Origin of the sequence: Ureibacillus chungkukjangi (assembly GCF_003217295.1) — a bacterium.
Classification (GTDB): domain Bacteria; phylum Bacillota; class Bacilli; order Bacillales_A; family Planococcaceae; genus Ureibacillus; species Ureibacillus chungkukjangi.
The window spans coordinates 1-19,258 of record NZ_QJTJ01000011.1 but is presented as its reverse complement, the minus strand read 5'-3'; the positions used below and the strand labels follow the sequence as shown (position 1 = coordinate 19,258).

The window sequence follows — 19,258 nt, the reverse complement described above, 5'->3', positions numbered from 1 at the left end:
GAGGGAGATCCTTGGAGAAATTTACTTGTGGTAGGTATAAATATGTAGTGAAAGAAACAGAAACCAAAGAAGTGTTTAATAATAATGTAACAACTATTAGAACTGTGAATATAGGTATTAAAGATTTGATAAATGATATAGTGTTCCCGCACCCAATAACTGATTTTATAAGAGTCAAATATGAGTATTCAGGAAAGTCAGTCAACTCTCAAATAGCACCTGCTAGAGTAATATGTAGATTTTTAAACTATATATTAGAAAGGGTTTCAAATGAAGATCTAAATTTTATAACACTTAAAGAAGGTGGATTGAAGGAGTTAAAGTACATACATGGAAGCAAATATATTACTTTTTTAACAAAGTCGGGCAAGACAAGAAATACAGTACAGTACAGTGAAAACTACTTGAAAGTTTTTTATCAATATTTATTTGAAAAAGAGATTATCTCGCCCGAGTTTGAAATGAGGACTTTTCTTGATAATAATAAGAATCTAGTTATACAATCCCCCTTTCGTCACTCTGCGTTTTCAACGAGATTTCCTAGTAATAAAATGAAAAGCCATAATTTAATGTCAAAATTAAAGGATTTTGGGGACAATAGATATTCATTGGTTAATGAGTTTATATTAAAAGCAAAAGAGATTGCGCCGGAAATAGCATTTGGAATAGCTCTACAATTCTATGGGGGAATACGACGTGGAGAAGCAGTAAATTTGATAAAAGATAATTTAAAAGCAAAATACAGGGAATCTCTTTATGTTGAAATAAGAGATAATAGGAACATTTTATTTGGTCACCTAAAAGATACTACTAAAGAAAACCCTAAAAGATTAAATTATCTTAAAGTAAATATGGCTCAACAGACTATTTTAGATAATGATTTATTATGGGATTTATACGATTTTCATATGAAACAGTGGTATAAATACCAAGAAAAAGCACAAACACAAGCCTTATTTATTAATAATGATGGTAATGCGATATCTGGTTCAAGTTGGGACAAAAAATTTAATAAGATTAAAAAGGTATTTCTTAAAGAACTAAAATCGACTCCTGGAAGATTTGATGATTGGCAATTACTTAGTAACAATTACTGGTCATCTCATATTGGTCGAGGTAATTTTACAAACTTTTTATTGGATATGGGATTGTCTATAACACAGGTTGCAATTGCACGTGGTGATACGAGTACAGATACAGTTATTAAATATGTTGACGAAAAAGTAACTTCAAAGGCTCTAATAGATGCTCTAAATGAACTGAAAAATACTCCTAAAGAAATGTTTGGAGTTGTTGATAGAGATTTAATTAAAACGCATTGGAAGGATGGTGTTTTAAAACGTGAAAAAAAATGGAAATAGATATAGATATTTAACCCCCTTTCAAGCGGGCAATCTTTCAGAAATTCCTTATTCTCAAAGTAAGATACTAAACCTCGTTAAGGAAGGTCTAATTGAAATTAATGATCAAGGCTTAATAAATATTAATTCATTAAACAAATTTATAGAAAAAGAAAAATTATTAAATGAAAAGTACATATTTATTAGAGATTTTGTGGGCGAAATTGGAATGTCTCGCGATGCTTCAATTAAACCATTTAGAGAAGGGATAATAAAACTATCTAAAGAAGGTATTGTGAAAACGGAAAATTGGAGAGAAAAATTATATGTCGAAAGAAAATTTTTAAATATTATTAATGGAAAATACAAGAAAAGAATTGAGGCTCTAAAGGACTTAAATCTTTCTTTATTTCACTATTCTAAATTTAAAGAGTATTTTAATTTAGAAGATGATATTTACTTAACTGATATACAAATTTATATGCCTATTAACTCTTATGATATTATCGAGAAATTCTTAAGGGAACATATTTCTATAAAGAAGATAAAAGAAATTAAAGGAATACCAAATAGAGTTATATTTGCTATTGCAAAACGAGAAAATGTAAAGGCTGTTAATATTGGACGGTCTTCTTTAACATACTTTCCAACTGATTGGGTAGCAAATTTAATATCTAAAAAATCCTTATTAGCTAATGGAGATTACATTACTTTAGGTAAAGCTGAAAGCTTAGATTTTCACAATAAAAATCAAAATGTAATAAGAGCATGGGCACTTAAAGGAAATATTGAATATATTAATGGTACAGATGGATATATGTATATTTCTTTAAAGTCTTTTAGAGAATACTTTACATATATAACAAAATTATTTGAAGTGAATATGCCTTTTCATGACGCAGCTGAAAAAATTATAGGTTATAGACCTGGGAATATAAGTAAATTTAGGTCGAAAATATATGAATATAATACATTATTTAGAGTAGTAAATTTAAATAAACCTGTACATGGCTATACAGATTTAATAAATAAAAGCGATGTTTACCGTTTTCTAGAAGATCATGTATCTCTTAATGACCTTACAGAGACACACAATTTATCATATTCAATAGTTGTAAGATTAGCAAAAGAATATGGTATTGAAAATATTACATTTAGTCAATCTAGGAATCATCAATTTTATCGTAAAAGAAAAATAGAGAATATAATTAAAAAATATTTAAATATTGATAACTATTATTCAAAGCAACAAGTTATAAAATTACTAAATTTAACGGTGAGTACCTATTACAAGTTGTTAGATGAAGAAAATCTTAAGCCGGTTATTACAAATAAAATGGTTGCTTATTTTGATAAAGACAAAATACATGATTTAAAAGTACGGCAATTAGAATACAGAGAGAAGTATTATTCTAATAGAGAGATAAGGAAAATGTTTGGGACTTTTTATTATAAACATCAAATGCGAGAATTTATTTTAAAAGGAAACACACTAATTAGAACAGCATTCGATGATGCATTATCAGTTGAAAACTTTTATTTAAAAGAACCTGTTAATCAAATTTATAAAGAATATATATTAAGAAAACAAATCTCACAAATTGATTATTCAGACCCAGTCGAGGCCTTTAAAAGATACCAAGTAATTCTAGAAATAAATTTTTCGGAAAATATCTTGTATACCAAACAGCAATGGTACAACTTTTGCGTAGATAAATTACAATTAACTACTGGCAGTATTAAAACAACGACTAGAATGGTGTCAGAGTTTGTTAAATGTACTTCTCATTTGGTTAGTATTACTCAAGAAAAGGAGCTTTATGAATTAACGGCAAACTCGATTAATTTGAAATTGTTTAATATAAATAAAGTTACTGTTAGTCAACAAAGGTACTTACATACATTCTTGAAAGAATATTATGCTGTTCTGAAAATGAACAATAAACCTGTATTTAGATTTGATTGGATTACTAACCCTTATAATTATTCAAGCGAACAAATTGAAAAAGGAATATATGATTTTGCTGAATATCAAGAACTATTTAATTATGTTAATAATGTCGAATTACATAAAATGAAAGCTATCTCAGATGTTAGCAATGTAAATGATAGAGAATACTCTAATTATTCATCTTCTTGGTTATATGTATTAGTACATATGAACAATGCATGGAGACATTCAGATGTTATTCATAATATACCACGTATAAATTTAGAGGAATTACACGATTTGAATTTTGATGAGAAGTGGTTTATAGATAATAATCTATCGGATTCGCAAGCTAATTTAGTAGTTAATCAAATAATTCGTAAAGATATAAAAGTATCCAAAACTCAAGCTACTTCACATTTCTTTTGCTCAGATGACTTAAGAGTTTCTTTTGCTACTGCTGCAATTTTATGTGAAATAAGAACAAGAAAAATTGAAATGGGGCTATTATCAAATTCTAAGGAAAAGAAAATTAATCACATTATAAACTTTTCAAATAAGAACCAGGTATTTAACGAAATAAAACATAGAGAATTTTTTGCTGAATTTTATGATACTGAATTTGTTTTTAGAAGTAGAAAAATGAATAGATCTCTATTGTCTTATTTATATGTGTTATTAGTGAAAAAAGGAAAAAGTAGTGCTGCACTTGAAATAGCTCAGAGACTAAGGTCACATGAAGATTTTGAAACTACAAATATTTATATTGATATACCTCAAGTGGAAATTGATCATCTATCACGTCAGTTATTTCAAAGAAAAGAATTTGGATTCATACCTAATCTAATTGCAGAAGTCATATTTGGAGAGTTAACTAATAGAGAACAAAGAACATCGGAAATTGAGGTACTAAGTAATAAACTGGGTGACGTACTAAAAATTGAAGCAACTTCTGGGTATGTTAACTCTATTACTGCTGATAAAAAATTAGTTGCTAATAGAATTCTATCTATGGGATTCGAAGAAGCAACAAACTTTTTATTTAGTATTCAAAATAATTTACTTCCAAGTAAAGAAGAACATTATCAATGCTTATATTCAGAGGATGGTTGTAAGAAAAGAGGATTGTCATGTAAGAATTGCCCATTTTCTATACCAAATTTTTATGCTCTTTCTTCCTTAACAAGCAGTATTGAAGAATTAATAATTAATTTCAAAGAGGATTTTGAAAATTCCGCTTTATCAGCAGAGAAAAAAAGAATTTCAAATATACTTTCTTTTCAGTTAGATCTATTAGATGAAGCAATAGATAAATTTGGAAAAATAGAAGTATTTAAGTTTTTTGATGGTGAAATGAAGGGATTCTTTGATTTATTACTTCAATTAGATGAAATACCAGGGATTGAAGGTTACTTATAAAATATATAGTTTAGGTTGTGATTTAAATTGGGAAATTTAAATTTGGAAGATTACACCAAATTTCACCTGGATGAAGAAATACCCTCCTTGCCTGAGGAGTTGTTTTCGTTAGACTTAGCAGTATCAAGGGCAATGGAACAATTAGATATTCTTAAAAAAAACACTGGATTCTATTTATTTTCAATAGAAGAGGATTTTTGGGAGTTGGAGAGCCATCTTCAAAAAGGAGTTAAAATCTATTTAGACTTTTCATTGATAGAAAAATATAAAGAGTTTCCAGATATTCCTAAGGATATTAAGTTAATTACAAAATGTTGGATTATTGAACTATTAACTAAAGTCTATCCAATTACTGCTAAAAAGGGATATTCTGATTTATTAAGAGCATTAGAATTAAGTAATGGATTTCAAGAAAATAAAGTAGATTTTTTAATTAGGAGTATAAAAAACTTTAAAACGACTACTGGGGATAAAGTAATGGAAGAAACAAAGAAGAGCTTTATTAGAAGCTTAATAAATTTTTTTATTTATACAGATATACCAGTAAGCGATAGCTATTCTCCTAAATTAAATGAAATGTATAGTAAAATTAGAGAAAAGACAAGAGCTAGAATCCTTCCACCTGCAAAAGAAATATTAATTTTTTCACATTACATTGAAGAATATTATGGTTATTTAAGGCTTATGCAAGCTTCATTAGATGAAAAAATTTTTTATTACCCCATTATCATTTGGTGGAAGTTGACAACAATAATACCATTAAGGGCATCTGAATTTTGCTTAATAACTAGGGATTGCCTAATATATGAGGATAATAAATATAAAATTAGATTACCTAGGAGTAAAGAAGATTTTAACCCAAACAGGATACAAATAATTGATATAGTTGAGGTAACAAAAGAGATATATTTTTTAATAAAGGATTATATTGATTTAACGGATCCATATGGCCATTCTGAAACTTTAATCTCTTATAGAGCATTAATTTTTGCAGATAAAAGAGGTAATCGTAGTAGCTTAAAAGCAGATACTACATACTTTCATAATGGAATATTATCACAGTTATTAAGAAGATTCTATAAGAATATAATTGAAGAAAAGTATAATCAATATGTTCCATATGAAAATAGACTCACACCTAATTTAACTAGACATATAGCATTTAGTTCTCTAATGATGCAGGGTATATCCCCTATTGAAATAGCTCGTTTAGGTGGTCATAAAACAATCACGGCACAATATCACTATTCATTTCATACTGAGTATTGGGTAGATTCAGAGGTTTTCAATTTAATGAAAAAGTTTAAGTATTCTGTGGGAATTTCAAAATCCGATAATGTAAATTATATCCCTGATACAATAAAATTAGTGGCTTATCTTGGTATACCTAATGGAAAAAAGAAAGAACATGATTTAGACATAGGTTTTTGTATTGATAAGGATCAAACTTGTGAAACAAATGAATGTATTTATGGATGTAGTCATTGGCGTATAACTCCAAAAGAAATTCTAGAAAAAGAACATTTAATAAAAGAAAAATTAAGAAAAAAAAGAAGCAATATTAATGAGTTACAGACATTTTTGATAAATATTCACAAGCAAATCTTATCTGATGAAATTACAAGGAGAAATCCAAGCACGTTTAATTTGATGAAAACAAAAGCTGAACAATTAAAAGAAGAGATATATGAGCTTGCAAGTATTGAAATGTTAAATATTGGTGGTGAATTTTAAAAATGGCTAGAAAGCTTACTCTCTCTGAAAAAGAAGTAGAAGAAATTATTGGTCTGTATAAAACAGAGAAGAATCAAATGGGTAGAATAGAATATCTAGAAGTATTTCGTTTTAACAAGGAATTATATGAAGAAGGAAGAGTTAAAAGTTCAATGAGTGATGACTTTTGGAGAAAAAAAGGTCGCTTAGGGAAAATAAAGATTGACGAGGCAAATGAAATCTTTAGACATAAGCTTGATACTTCAGAAGATAGTAAAATACTTATACCAAGTGTAAGTGATGTCATTTATAAAAATAATGGAGATATAAATACTCTACTGAATGAACTAATACCTATTGAAAAAGAACTTTTTAATAGCATTCAACGAGAAAACAAGTTTAAGATAGCAAATAAAAAACTAGAAGAACAAATGATGAAGCTTAAACAAAATAATCATACGTTAAATAAACGTGTAGAAATTTTAGAGGACACTCTTTTTAAAATATTTCGATTTAGTAGTTTTGAGAATGTGCCAATCATAAATTTTTTAGAAATAGGAGAAGAAGAATCAGAATTAGTTAAAGAAGCATTAAATGGAATGTTCGAAAGACCCACTGAATTTATTAATTGGTACAGTGAACAGAGTTTGCAAAATGAAAAAAAACAGAATAGTAAAATTGTGGAGATAACTGAAGGGAATAAGATATCAAATAAGATTAAAAGTAGATATAGAACGTAATATTTAGGAACAAAACAAGTGAATTGATAAAAAAGGATAAAACAGCTTGATGTTTAAATTACAAGCTGTTTTATTCCTCAAAAATCAACCAATTTTTAATTCAGCTATTTTTGTGGATTTTTATTCCTCTTTTCTCAGGATAAATACCATAGACATTCCATGTTTCCAAAATACAATCTTTTAAAGGTTCTATTTCTTCGACTTTTTTCCAATTTGGATATGTTTCATTTAAACCTCTTAGTGCTGACTTTAAAGAGAGCCAGCAATGGTTTAAATTATAATTACTTATTAGACTATCTAACTGTTTTTCTATAATTAATGCAGTTTCTATTTCAATCCCATCTAGTTCTCCTAAAGTGGTAGAAAGAACTTTTAATAAATGACTTGTTTTGAGTTGCACTTCACCAAAAAGTTTATATATGATTAACTCTTCATTCTCATGACTTTCAATTACACGATCTATTTCTTCTTGTGTATAGTTTAATATATCTTCTATGAATTCCGGTTTTATAATGTTATCTATTCCCTTAGTAGAAACAGCCATTTTCGGAACAATATATTCGCTAAATATATTCATCGCATGAGCATTTAAAACACTATCTAAAGTTGGAGATTCAACGTCTAATTCCTCTTGGAATTCTACCATATTTGCTAAGTCATAATGTTCTTGTACATGGCATAGTTCATGATGTATGGTATTAAGTGAAATTGACTTGGTATTGTCTTCTCCAAAAAACAGGTGTAATAAAATTTCTTTTCGAAGGAACACTCTATCTTTTAATTGTCCATTAACATCAACTTCCATTGTCTTTCCAAAAGCTGTTCCCATTTCATTGTTAGTGGAACCTCTTTCTGCCATATTTTGTTCTACTTGAAAATCTATTACAGCTTTGTCAAAATCATTAGGAAAATATAAATAGTCCAACCTGGATAGATTTAAAACCTTTGCAAAGCTTTCAATAATTAACTTTTCTAACCCTTCTTTCATTTGTTCTATTATGGATTCATCAATTCCGTCGAGCTTATCAATTACAATCATTGCAAACCTCCTATAAAAATATTTTATAATAAAGAAAAACCGAAATTTATTAAATTTCGGTTTTTTGTTTTACAAACTATTTATTATTTCACAATCAATGCTGGACAATTAACGCGTTTCATTACTTTATGACTCACACTACCTAGTACCATTTCTTGTAATGCATTAAGTCCTCGACTACCGATTATAACAAGGTCTACCTTTTTATCATTGGCATATTTTACAATTTCCGGTCCTGGTTTACCATGTAGTATAGTCGTCTTATAGTTAACATTTGCATCATTAAGGAACTGTATAACTTTTGAATTTTTTTTACGGCGTTCAATATCTATTGCCTCGCTTGAACCAGAATGTAATACGTCTGATTTTGATTTATCAAAATCTACGACATATATTACATCTATAACTGAATCTTGCGTACATGAAGCAATTTTAACGGCCTCTTTTGCTGCACGAACTGCGTTCTCTGATCCGTCAGAAGCCAGTAAAATATGTTTATACATAAAAATCCTCCTTTAATGGGATGTTAAAATACCATCCAATTTGTCCATTATTTTTTTACTTGAAGCATCTATGTCTACGATTTCAACGTTAATACCTTTTTCTTTTAATGAGTCCATTACTTTAAGTAAAGCACCTACTCCAGAATCGTCCCAAATTCGACTATTAGAGAAATCAATTTGTATGTTTTTTTCTTGAATTTCTGCTTTCTTAAAGTAATCGACAAATCCGTCTGTAGAAGCGAAGAAAAGTTGCCCATTAACGATAAAACGATTTCCATCCTTGGTAATTTTCACTGTTGAAATTTTTACAACGAAGAAAATTGCACTTAAAAGTACCCCTGCAAGAACACCTTTTGATAAGTCATGAGTAAAGACTACTATGATTACAGTAGCTAACATAACAATTGCGTCAGTACGTGGAGCCTTTACTAAATATTTAAACGAACTCCAATCGAAAGTACCGATACTTACCATAATCATAATACCTACTAAAACGGGCATCGGAATTTGAACAACTAAATCACCAAGTACTAAAATCAAGAACATTAAAAATATACCTGCAATTAGAGTTGATAATCTGCCACGGCCACCAGATTTCACATTAATCACAGATTGACCGATCATCGCACATCCTGCCATTCCACCAAAGAAACCTGTAATAAAGTTAGCTATACCTTGTCCACGAGCTTCTTGGTTTTTTTTACTTTCTGTTCCAGTCATATCATCTACAATCTGTGCAGTAAGTAATGATTCTAATAAACCAACAATCGCAAGTGAAAGTGAATATGGGAAAATAATTTGTAACGTTTCAAAGCTAAAAGGAACATCTGGGATAAAGAATGACGGCAATGATTGAGTAATTGAACCCAAATCTCCTACAGTTCTTAAATCAAATCCACTATAAATTGCTACCCCTGTTAATACAACAATTGCAATTAATGGGGCTGGAATTATTTTAATGAAGCGTGGTAATGTGTATAATAGAATTAATGTAATTGCTACAAACACATATGTCATGGTTGAAATACCAATAAAATGTTCTATTTGGGCCATGAAAATTAAAATTGCTAATGCATTGACAAACCCAATCATTACAGCATTAGGGACAAACTTCATAACCTTAGCAACTTTAAATACTCCAAATAATATTTGGATAACACCCGTTAAAATTGTTGCAGCTAATAAGTAGTCTAATCCGTAATCTCGAATTAACGGAACCATTAATAAAGCCATTGCACCTGTAGCAGCTGAAATCATCCCTGGTCTTCCACCAGCGAACGCAATTACAACAGCGATTATAAAGGATGCATATAAACCGACCATTGGGTCAACGCCAGCAATAATGGAGAAGGCGATTGCCTCTGGAATTAAAGCAAGGGCAACTACAATCCCTGAGAGGATATCTCCACGAATATTACCGAACCATTGTTGTTTTAAATTTTGCATGATAAACTCCTTTTCTAAAATTCTTTAATTAGTATAACACCCATATTCCCAAAAAGGAACCCTTCCGGATACTTTGTTAGGAGCGATTAAAATGATCTACGGATATATAAGACCATTGTACGATGATAAAAAAATAGAAAAACAACATACAACTTTAAATAAAAAGTGTGATGAAATTTACTATGAGGAACATGGTTCTCCTAAGAAAAGAACACAATTAGAAGCATTACTCATGAAAATCGAACCAGGAGATATGATTTTCGTCGAAAGAATGATTGTTTTAGCTGATTCGTCAAGACATCTCTCTGAACTATTAAAAGTGTGTGAAAAAGATGATGTAACCATTCGTTTTATAAATGAAGATATTAAAAGTAATGAGTTATTGAACATTCGCTTAAATGATTTAATGGTTCATATACTGCAATTCCAGACAGATATAGTGAAACAATCAACAACAATAGGTATGGATCAAGCAAAAAGAAATGGTAAATCATTTGGTAGACCTAAAAAATCAGATGATAGCATCCAAAAAGCAATTTCAATGTATCATGCAGGATTTAAACTGCATGATATAAAAAATGAAACAGGAATAAGTAAATCCACTTTGTATCGTTACCTAGAATCTGCTGACAATAAATAACAAGTAAAAACCACACTACCCAATGGAATTTTTGTAAGTTCATGTGGAAAGTGTGGTTTTTATTATTCGCTTTCACTTACTATAATTATAATCCTGTTAATCTATAATTAAATTATTTTAAAATGGATACTATCCAACAATACTGTATAAGATAAAAAAGCCTTCAATTGAAGGCTTTTTTATCTATCATTATTCTACGTATTAGGTTCTTATTTCACTTTATAGTCAAATTGAGAACGCTCAACAGGCATGAAGCTTTCAGGAGTATAAAAACGCAGTAGATCTCCATTGATGACTCGGTCCGAGAGTTCTAATTTACGATGCACCATTTCCTGATATGCCTTTGCTTTTTCTAATTGTTCTTCTGCTAATAATAAGCCTGTTTTCGAGTCATAAAATTTCCCATCAACAAATGTAATGGTTGGACTTACAAAGTCACCATTTCGGAATGGAACAAGTTCATCATGACTTTTGGATAATAAGTCTGTTCCAAAATGTACGTAGTCCTTTGTTTCAACTCCTAATAAATGAAGAATTGTCGGTAGAATATCGATTTGTCCACCATATTGATGGCTCACTCCAGCTTCTATACCTGGCACCCGAATAAACAATGGTACTCGCTGTAACTCAGCCTTGCTAACAAACGGTGTTACTTCTTTGCCAAGCACCTGTTCCATAGCTGCATCATGATTTTGAGATATACCGTAATGGTCACCATACATAATGATAATGGATTTATCATATAAACCAGATTCCTTCAAGTAAGTAAAAAATTGCTCCAAAGCTTCATCAGCATATCGAGCTGTCTGGAAATAATTATTCACTGATTTACTACCAGTTGTATGCGGTCCAATGGTTGCCTCTTCTTGATTCATCTTATATGGATAATGATGTGATACAGTGATGAACTTCGAATAAAATGGTTGGGGCAAGGACTCCAATTTTTGAATTGATTGCTCATAGAATGGCTTATCCATTAGTCCGTAATCAGCTAATTGTTCAGGAATCATATTATAGTAGCTTGAATCAAAGAAATTATCATATCCAAAAGATTTATATATTTCATCTCTATTCCAAAAACTTCCTTTGTTTGGATGAAATACTGCCGAAGTATAACCCAGCGGTCCTAAAATAGCCGGAGCAGCATGGTATTTGTTTAAGCCTTTTATTGTAAAGGCTGAACCTTGTGGCAGACCATATAATGAATTAGACAGGATAAATTCAGCATCAGCAGTTTTCCCTTGTGCTGTTTGATGGAAAAAATTATCAAAATAAATCGTATGTTCTTCTCTTGTTAATGAATTTAAAAATGGAGTAACTTCTTCATCATGCAACTTATAGTCAATTAAAAATTCTTGTATAGATTCAAGATGCACTAGAATCACGTTCATTCCTTTACCGACTCCAAAATATTCCGGATTAGATTCAGCATAATTAGCCTGCGTAAAGTTAATCACTTCTGTAATATCATCACTATCTGCCAAAACTCTTTGCGTAGATGCTTTAGTAGTTTGAACGGCATCATAAATCGTATAATTGTACATCCCCAGATACTTCACAATATAATTACGATCGAAACCTCTTGTTAATAATTGAGGACGATCTACTTCTGCTAAGGTCAAATTTAAAATTGAAATACCTAAACCAACAACTATTATTGCCACTACGTTTCGACGCTTCATGTTAATTGCTTCGATTTTAACAAATTTAACAGTAAGTAAGAGAATTAACACAACTATATCAATAAAGAATAAAAAGTCATATGGTCTAAAAAGTGATGATATACTACTGCTTACATCTCCAAAGTTTTGTGTTTGAAATATAGTTGGTAATGTAAGGAAATCGTTAAAAAATCGATAATATAGAACATTAGCGTATAAAAGAAAGGATAGGAGAAAATCAATAACAATTAACCAAATGTATTTTTTTCTTTTTTTAAATATGCATGCCACTCCTAAAATCAGGATAGAGGAGCCTAAAGGATTTAGAAATAATAGAAACTCTTGGATTGAGTTTTCTACTCCTAAATTAAATTGCTTTAATTGAACTATATATGTCTTCATCCATAGAAAAATAACGGCCGTAATGAAAAAGACAATATATTTACTGAACATACTCTGACTTTTTTGAATTATTGTATTCATATATACCTCCATTGCAACTATAGCTATCATACTAGTAAAGTTTTGCTATTTTTCCTTACTAAAAATTTCTTCAATCATACATAATTATCAGCTTTGGTAAACTCTAAAAAAACTAACTTATCGATCTATTAGTTTACTTGTAAATTTCATTTCATTTTTTCAGTGCATTACCAAAATTACATCCATCTTACGTAGATTTACTTTTCATCCTCATAAAAGCTTGAGTCTAAAAAACTCAATAGAAAGAGTGTAACATGATTAGTCCCAAAAAAGAACCTTTTTGAGCCTCTTATTAACTATTAAATGTATGGTATTATAAAGAAAAATAGGAGCAGATAGGATAGTATGAGAAGTTAATAGGTTATACCATGCCATTTCAATCAACCTCTTTAAAACAAGATAGTCCTCCATGTGATTTATCTTTTCCTCAATAGCAATAACTATCAAAGATGATTAATCAAGAGTAAGTCTTAAAAATATAAAATAAGCGCACCTTTTCGGTACGCTCTAAATATGCCATATTTTTTTCTGTTCGGATTGAAAATAGGCCCACCTAAAAGACTGGATGGGCCTATCGTTAATATGTTTACTGTGTTAAATTGCCAGAGTTAAAAGTATTTATTTTCCTCGACTCACAAAGTTATCTTTATAGGTATTCTTCACAGCCTTATCAACAGCTTATTTCAATGGTACTTGTGTTGAATAAATGCTTTCATTATTTAAAAGCACGTGCCATATTCCATACTTATTTTCTTTATTATTTGAAAGATGTATCACATTTCTTAGTCCAGCTTCTTCTTGCTTATTCAATAGTAGCTCAATTGGCTTATTTAACGAAACAGATATGTCTTCTGTCACTTTATAAACCCCTTTTTTCGCTACTGTGACGATATCATATTGAGAGAAGACATGATTTGCAAGTTGTTTATGCACTTGCCAATCATTAGATTCTCTTAATGTGACCACAATGACCTTTTTATCTTCCCGTTCAAAATAAGTAGCAAGTGTTCGTCCAGCGGCTTTGGTAAAACCAGTCTTACCTGCAACTGCGCCATTTTGTTCCTGAACCAATCGATGTTTGTTTTGCCATGTTACACCATTCTTTTCTGAACTTTTATAATTAACGGTTGAAGTAATTTTACGAAATGAATCATTCTCTAATGCAATTTTTAACATCATCGCTGTATCATATGCGGAAGATAAATGTAGATCGTGATGTAATCCAGAAGGATTCATAAAGTAAGTGTTTTTTAATCCGTAAAGAACGGCTTTTTCATTCATTAAATCGATAAAACCTTCAAATGAACCTCCTGTATGTTCGGCTAATGCATACGCTGAGTCATTTCCTGAACGCAACATTAATCCATACAATAAAGTTTCAACCTTTATTTTCTCTCCTGGTTCTAAATAAATGGAAGATCCTTCACTTAATGCTGCTTGTCTTGATATTTTTACTTCATCGTCTAAGTTACTATTCTCAATTGCTACTAAAGCAGTCCACATTTTCGTTAAACTAGCAATTGGCATTTGAGCATGTGCATTACTTCCTGATAGAAGTCGACCTGTTTCAGCATCAATAACTGCATATGAGGCATCTGCAGATTTAGCTACTGATAAATAAACAGCCGATGAACAAATTAGAAGAAACAACAATTTAACTATAGATTTCAAAAAGTCACTCCTTTTATAGTTAATGTCCTCTGTAAATTTTTTAAAAGTGAGGCGCTCTTAGTATGTGACTGTTTAGATTTTCTACAAGTATTTTCTTTATATCTGAAAGAAAAGGAAAGTTATGTTGTTACTTGTATTCTAGCTATTTTGCATGTTCATCAGCGTACTCAGTTTACTCTTCTTTATTAACATCCATAACAACGGGTAAAATCATTGGACGGCGCTTTGTTTTTTCAAATAAATAAGGTCCTAATAGTTTTGATATAACGTTTTTCAAGCTAGACCAATTAGTTGGTTCATTTTTAATGGATTCCGTTAAATGATTTTTTAACATCTTTTGTGCTTCAGTGAGTAGTTCTCCTGATTCTCGCATATAAATAAAACCACGTGAGATAAAATCAGGACCAGATACAATGATTTTTCGTTCTGTATCGATACTTACCGCAACAATCATGATACCATCTTCAGAAAGAACACGACGGTCACGTAATACGATATTGCCAATGTCACCGATGCCATTGCCATCAATATATATATCACCTGAAGGTATTTTTCCAACTACATTTGCTTGATTAGAACTAAGGGCAAGTACATCCCCATTCTCCATAATATAAGTGTTTTCTTCTTGTACATCACATTCAACTGCTAATTGTGAATGCATTTTCAACATACGATATTCACCGTGTATTGGCATAAAGAATTTGGGCCTCATTAAACGTAACATCAACTTTTGCTCTTCCTGTGAACCATGACCAGAAGTATGGATGTTATTAATCTGACCATGAATTACTTCTGCACCTGCACGGTGTAATAAGTCGATGATCCTGTTCACACTTTTTGTATTTCCCGGTATGGGTGATGAAGAGAATATAACTGTATCGGCTGGTTGAATGCGAATTTGTCTATGTGTACCGTTTGCAATTCGAGAGAGAGCAGCTAAAGGCTCACCTTGAGATCCGGTACACAAAATCATCACTTTATTTGCAGGATAATGTTTTATACTATGAGCATCAATAAAGCTTTCTTTTGGTGCATTTATATAACCCAGCTCTTGACCAATTCTAATAGCGTTTTCCATTGAACGTCCAAAAACTGCTATCTTACGGCCATATTTAACAGCGGCATCAGTTGCTTGTTGTACTCTGTAGATGTTTGATGCAAACGTTGCAAAAATAATCCGTCCCTCTAAGTTACGAAAAATCTCATCAATACTTTGACTTACTATTCGCTCAGACATACTAAAATTTGGTTTTTCAGAATTAGTACTGTCAGACAATAGGCAAAGCACACCCGAACTTCCTATTTCCGCCATCTTTGTAATGTTAGCTGGTTGCCCAACGGGGGTAAAATCAAACTTAAAGTCTCCCGTATGAACAATGTTTCCCGGTGGTGTTTTTACAACAATACCAAATGCGTCGGGAATGCTGTGTGTTGTTCTAAAAAAGCTTACAGATGTTTTATTGAATTTGATTATATCTTCTTCACATATTTCAATCATTTTTGTGCTACGTAATAGTCCATGTTCTTTTAATTTATTTTGAAGAAGTCCTAATGCTAGTTTTCCACCGTATACTGGCACATTCACTTGACGCAATAAATAGGGAATACCCCCAATATGATCCTCATGCCCATGCGTAATAAATAGTCCTTTGATTTTTTCTATATTTCGTGTTAAATAGGTATAATCAGGTATGACTAAATCAATTCCTAATAGATCATCTTGTGGAAACTTTATACCGGCATCAATAAGAATAATTTCATCTTGAAATTGAACACCGTACGTATTTTTCCCTATTTCACCTAGTCCACCGAGTGCAAACACAGCTACTTGATCATTTTTTATAAGATTCTTTTTTATGGTAGTTCACCTCTATTATTTGTAATCATATTTGTTGCTAATATGGAAAAAGTTTTACATATTTCTTTTGTTTTATTATTACTATTTATATAATTAAAAAACCGAAATATAAGATTTCGGTTTAATTATATAAAGATTTTAATCACATATTACTTCACAATCAATACTGGACAATAAACGCGCTTCATTACTTTGTGACTGACACTTCCTATCACCATTTCCTGTAGACTGTTTAAACCACGGCTACCAATGACGACTATATCCATTTTTCTTTCGTTAGCGTACTTGATAATCTCTGGTCCTGGTAAACCATGTAAAATTGTTACCTTATAGGAAACATTATTGTCCTTTAACGCTTTCTCTACATTTTGTATTTTTTTTCGACGTTCAATCATAAGTTCATCTGCAGAAGAAGCATGTAAAACATCTTCCTTAGTCTTTTCATAGTCTGCTACATAAACTATATCAATAACAGATTCATTGGATAGACTTGCTATTTTAATTGCTTCATTGGCAGCACGTAGGGCATTATTAGAACCGTCTGCTGCTAGTAAAATGTTTTTATACATATTTTCCTCCTTAATGTGATGATGATATACCATCTAGTTGTTGAACAACCTTTTGACTAGATGTATCTAATCCTATTACTTTAGCTTCGATTCCTTCATCTCTCAACATATCTTTTACTTTAGATAATGCTGCCACTCCTGAATCATCCCAAATACGACTATTTGAGAAGTCAATTGTAATTTCTTTCTCATTAATATCTGTTGATTTAAAGTAGTCGATGAATCCATCAGTAGATGCGAAGAATAATTGACCTTTCACGATATAATGTGAATTTTTCCTTTCCACTTTTAAAGTAGATATTTTTACAACGAAGAAAATTGCACTTAAAAGCACCCCTGCAAGAACTCCTATTGATAGGTCATGCGTATACACGACAATGATGACAGTAGCTAGCATAACTATTGCATCTGTACGTGGTGCTTTCGCCAAATATTTAAATGAACTCCAGTCAAACGTACCTATACTTACCATAATCATAATCCCTACTAGCACAGACATTGGAATTTTTACAACTAGGTCTCCTAATACGATTATTAAAAACATTAGGAATGAACCAGCTACAAGTGAAGATAAACGTCCACGACCACCAGATTTTATATTAATTACTGATTGGCCAATCATCGCACATGCAGCCATTCCGCCAAAGAAACCTGTAACAACATTCGCAATTCCTTGACCACGAGCCTCTTTGTTTTTATTACTTGCTGTCCCTGTCATATCATCAACAATTTGTGCTGTTAATAGTGACTCTAGTAATCCGACAATCGCTAATGCCAATGAATATGGGAGGATAATTTGTAATGTCTCAAAATTAAATGGAACATTTGGAATTAAGAATGAAGGTAATGATTGTGTAATATTTCCTAAGTCCCCAATAGTTCGCAATTCAAAGCCACTAAACATTGCGACAGCTGTTAAAATGACAAGTGCCACAAGTGGAGCTGGAATTGCTTTTACAAAACGTGGTAAGGTATAGACAATAACTAACGTAATCGCTACAAAAACATATGTCATATTAGATATACCGATGAAATGTGGTACTTGTGCCATGAATATAAGAATAGCTAGTGCATTTACGAAGCCAATCATAACTGCATTTGGAATAAACTTCATAATCTTAGCGACTTTAAAGATACCAAATAAAATTTGAATAATCCCTGTTAGAATTGTTGCAGCTAATAAATACTCCACTCCATGATCTCTTACTAGTGGCACCATTAATAATGCCATAGCACCGGTAGCAGCTGAGATCATACCTGGACGACCACCTACAAAGGCAATAATAACTGCTACACAAAATGAAGCATATAACCCAACCATTGGGTCAACACCTGCAATAATGGAAAAGGCAATTGCTTCAGGAATTAACGCTAATGCTACTACGATTCCAGATAGAATATCCCCACGCACATTACCGAACCATTGTTGTTTTAAACTTTGCATGATAATCTCCTTTTCTTTTAAAATTCTTAGATTATCATAACACTTTTATTCCCAAAAAGTAACCCTTTTGAGACATTTGAGGAGAGATAAGAATGATTTATGGTTACAAACGCCCAATTTATAACGACAAACAATGTGAAAATCAATTAATAACTGATTCTATAATTTTTGATAAAATCTTTGAAGAATCTCACGGATTTTCGAGAAAACGCTTGCAACTTGAGGAATTATTCATGTATTTACAACAAGGAGATAAAATCTTTGTACAAAGGTTCTTTGTGCTTGCTGATTCTATTCGGCATCTAATGGAAGTTTTAAATATGTGTGAAAAAAAAGGAGTCATTATTTATTTTATAAAAGAAAAGGTGAATAGTTGTGACCTATTATCATGTTCGTTACAAGAATTACTTCATCGGATAATTGAGTTTCAACAGGATGTAGCGCGACATTCTACATTAATTGGAATGAGACGTGCAATAGAGAATGGAAAAACCATAGGAAGACCTAAAAAAAAAGATGAGAATTAAGAGAAGCTATTTCCATGGAACAGTAAATGCACTGGATTATTAAATTGATTAAAAAAAGAATTATGAATTATGAATTATCAAAGGTTATAAAATAAATTAATACTATAACCATCATAGCTATATCTAGTAAAAGGTAAGCTATAATCCTTTATCCTAGATGTTTTTCCATAATGGTGTCCAATTGTTTCTGTAATGCTTTAACATTTATAACGGTAATTTTAATAGACTACATGCTAGTAGGTAGCTTTTTTAATTAGGTTAATTAAGATATAATT

The 19,258-nt window shown here is 31.0% G+C and carries 14 protein-coding genes; 6 read left to right on the top strand and 8 right to left on the bottom strand.

The features are described 5' to 3' along the window. The first annotated feature begins 11 nt into the window (after positions 1 to 11). The 4 genes from BJ095_RS09700 to BJ095_RS09685 are packed head-to-tail and all read left to right on the top strand — an operon-like array spanning position 12 to position 7,142. Positions 12 to 1,361: a site-specific integrase gene (locus BJ095_RS09700; RefSeq protein WP_107935047.1), complete on the top strand. Its 1,350-nt coding sequence runs from the start codon at positions 12 to 14 to the stop codon at positions 1,359 to 1,361. Further along, positions 1,342 to 4,689 (top strand): hypothetical protein, encoded by a 3,348-nt coding sequence (locus BJ095_RS09695; RefSeq protein WP_107935046.1) that lies wholly within the window; start codon positions 1,342 to 1,344, stop codon positions 4,687 to 4,689. The genes BJ095_RS09700 and BJ095_RS09695 overlap by 20 nt, the downstream gene beginning before the upstream one ends. A gap of 27 nt (positions 4,690 to 4,716) precedes the next feature. Further along, complete coding sequence (locus BJ095_RS09690; protein ID WP_107935045.1) at positions 4,717 to 6,423, top strand: site-specific integrase; 1,707 nt, start codon at positions 4,717 to 4,719, stop codon at positions 6,421 to 6,423. A 2-nt stretch (positions 6,424 to 6,425) separates the two neighbouring features. Beyond that, a complete protein-coding gene (locus tag BJ095_RS09685; protein WP_107935044.1) occupies positions 6,426 to 7,142 on the top strand; it encodes a hypothetical protein in 717 nt (238 codons plus the stop codon). 100 nt (positions 7,143 to 7,242) lie between these two features. Here the strand turns inward: BJ095_RS09685 and BJ095_RS09680 are convergent, their stop codons facing one another. The 3 genes from BJ095_RS09680 to BJ095_RS09670 form a co-directional block, all read right to left on the bottom strand. After that, positions 7,243 to 8,181 (bottom strand): hypothetical protein, encoded by a 939-nt coding sequence (locus BJ095_RS09680; RefSeq protein ID WP_107935043.1) that lies wholly within the window; start codon positions 8,179 to 8,181, stop codon positions 7,243 to 7,245. Between the two features lie 83 nt (positions 8,182 to 8,264). Continuing rightward, positions 8,265 to 8,684 carry a universal stress protein gene (locus tag BJ095_RS09675; protein WP_107935042.1) on the bottom strand — a complete coding sequence of 140 codons (420 nt, stop codon included), beginning with the start codon at positions 8,682 to 8,684 and terminating at the stop codon, positions 8,265 to 8,267. Positions 8,685 to 8,696: 12 nt separating this feature from the next. Beyond that, positions 8,697 to 10,130 (bottom strand): SulP family inorganic anion transporter, encoded by a 1,434-nt coding sequence (locus BJ095_RS09670; protein WP_285842486.1) that lies wholly within the window; start codon positions 10,128 to 10,130, stop codon positions 8,697 to 8,699. Positions 10,131 to 10,221: 91 nt separating this feature from the next. Here BJ095_RS09670 and BJ095_RS09665 point away from each other — a divergent pair, with 91 nt between their 5' ends. Beyond that, positions 10,222 to 10,770: a recombinase family protein gene (locus tag BJ095_RS09665; RefSeq protein ID WP_107935040.1), complete on the top strand. Its 549-nt coding sequence runs from the start codon at positions 10,222 to 10,224 to the stop codon at positions 10,768 to 10,770. Between the two features lie 209 nt (positions 10,771 to 10,979). Here BJ095_RS09665 and BJ095_RS09660 read toward each other — a convergent pair whose 3' ends face one another. The 5 genes from BJ095_RS09660 to BJ095_RS09640 all read right to left on the bottom strand — a co-directional run bounded on the left by BJ095_RS09660 (position 10,980) and on the right by BJ095_RS09640 (position 18,456). Continuing rightward, positions 10,980 to 12,914 carry an LTA synthase family protein gene (locus tag BJ095_RS09660; protein WP_107935039.1) on the bottom strand — a complete coding sequence of 645 codons (1,935 nt, stop codon included), beginning with the start codon at positions 12,912 to 12,914 and terminating at the stop codon, positions 10,980 to 10,982. A gap of 678 nt (positions 12,915 to 13,592) precedes the next feature. Next, positions 13,593 to 14,567 (bottom strand): D-alanyl-D-alanine carboxypeptidase family protein, encoded by a 975-nt coding sequence (locus BJ095_RS09655; protein WP_107935122.1) that lies wholly within the window; start codon positions 14,565 to 14,567, stop codon positions 13,593 to 13,595. A 190-nt stretch (positions 14,568 to 14,757) separates the two neighbouring features. Next, entirely contained in the window at positions 14,758 to 16,428 is a 1,671-nt protein-coding gene (gene rnjA, locus BJ095_RS09650; protein WP_107935038.1) for a ribonuclease J1, read from the bottom strand. A gap of 164 nt (positions 16,429 to 16,592) precedes the next feature. Then, positions 16,593 to 17,012 carry a universal stress protein gene (locus BJ095_RS09645; protein WP_107935037.1) on the bottom strand — a complete coding sequence of 140 codons (420 nt, stop codon included), beginning with the start codon at positions 17,010 to 17,012 and terminating at the stop codon, positions 16,593 to 16,595. A gap of 10 nt (positions 17,013 to 17,022) precedes the next feature. Continuing rightward, positions 17,023 to 18,456 carry a SulP family inorganic anion transporter gene (locus BJ095_RS09640; protein WP_285842490.1) on the bottom strand — a complete coding sequence of 478 codons (1,434 nt, stop codon included), beginning with the start codon at positions 18,454 to 18,456 and terminating at the stop codon, positions 17,023 to 17,025. A 92-nt stretch (positions 18,457 to 18,548) separates the two neighbouring features. On the opposite strand from BJ095_RS09640, the gene BJ095_RS09635 reads away from it, so the two are divergent. Next, positions 18,549 to 18,983, top strand: a complete 435-nt coding sequence (locus BJ095_RS09635; protein WP_107935035.1) for a recombinase family protein — start codon at positions 18,549 to 18,551, stop codon at positions 18,981 to 18,983. Positions 18,984 to 19,258 lie beyond the last annotated feature (275 nt).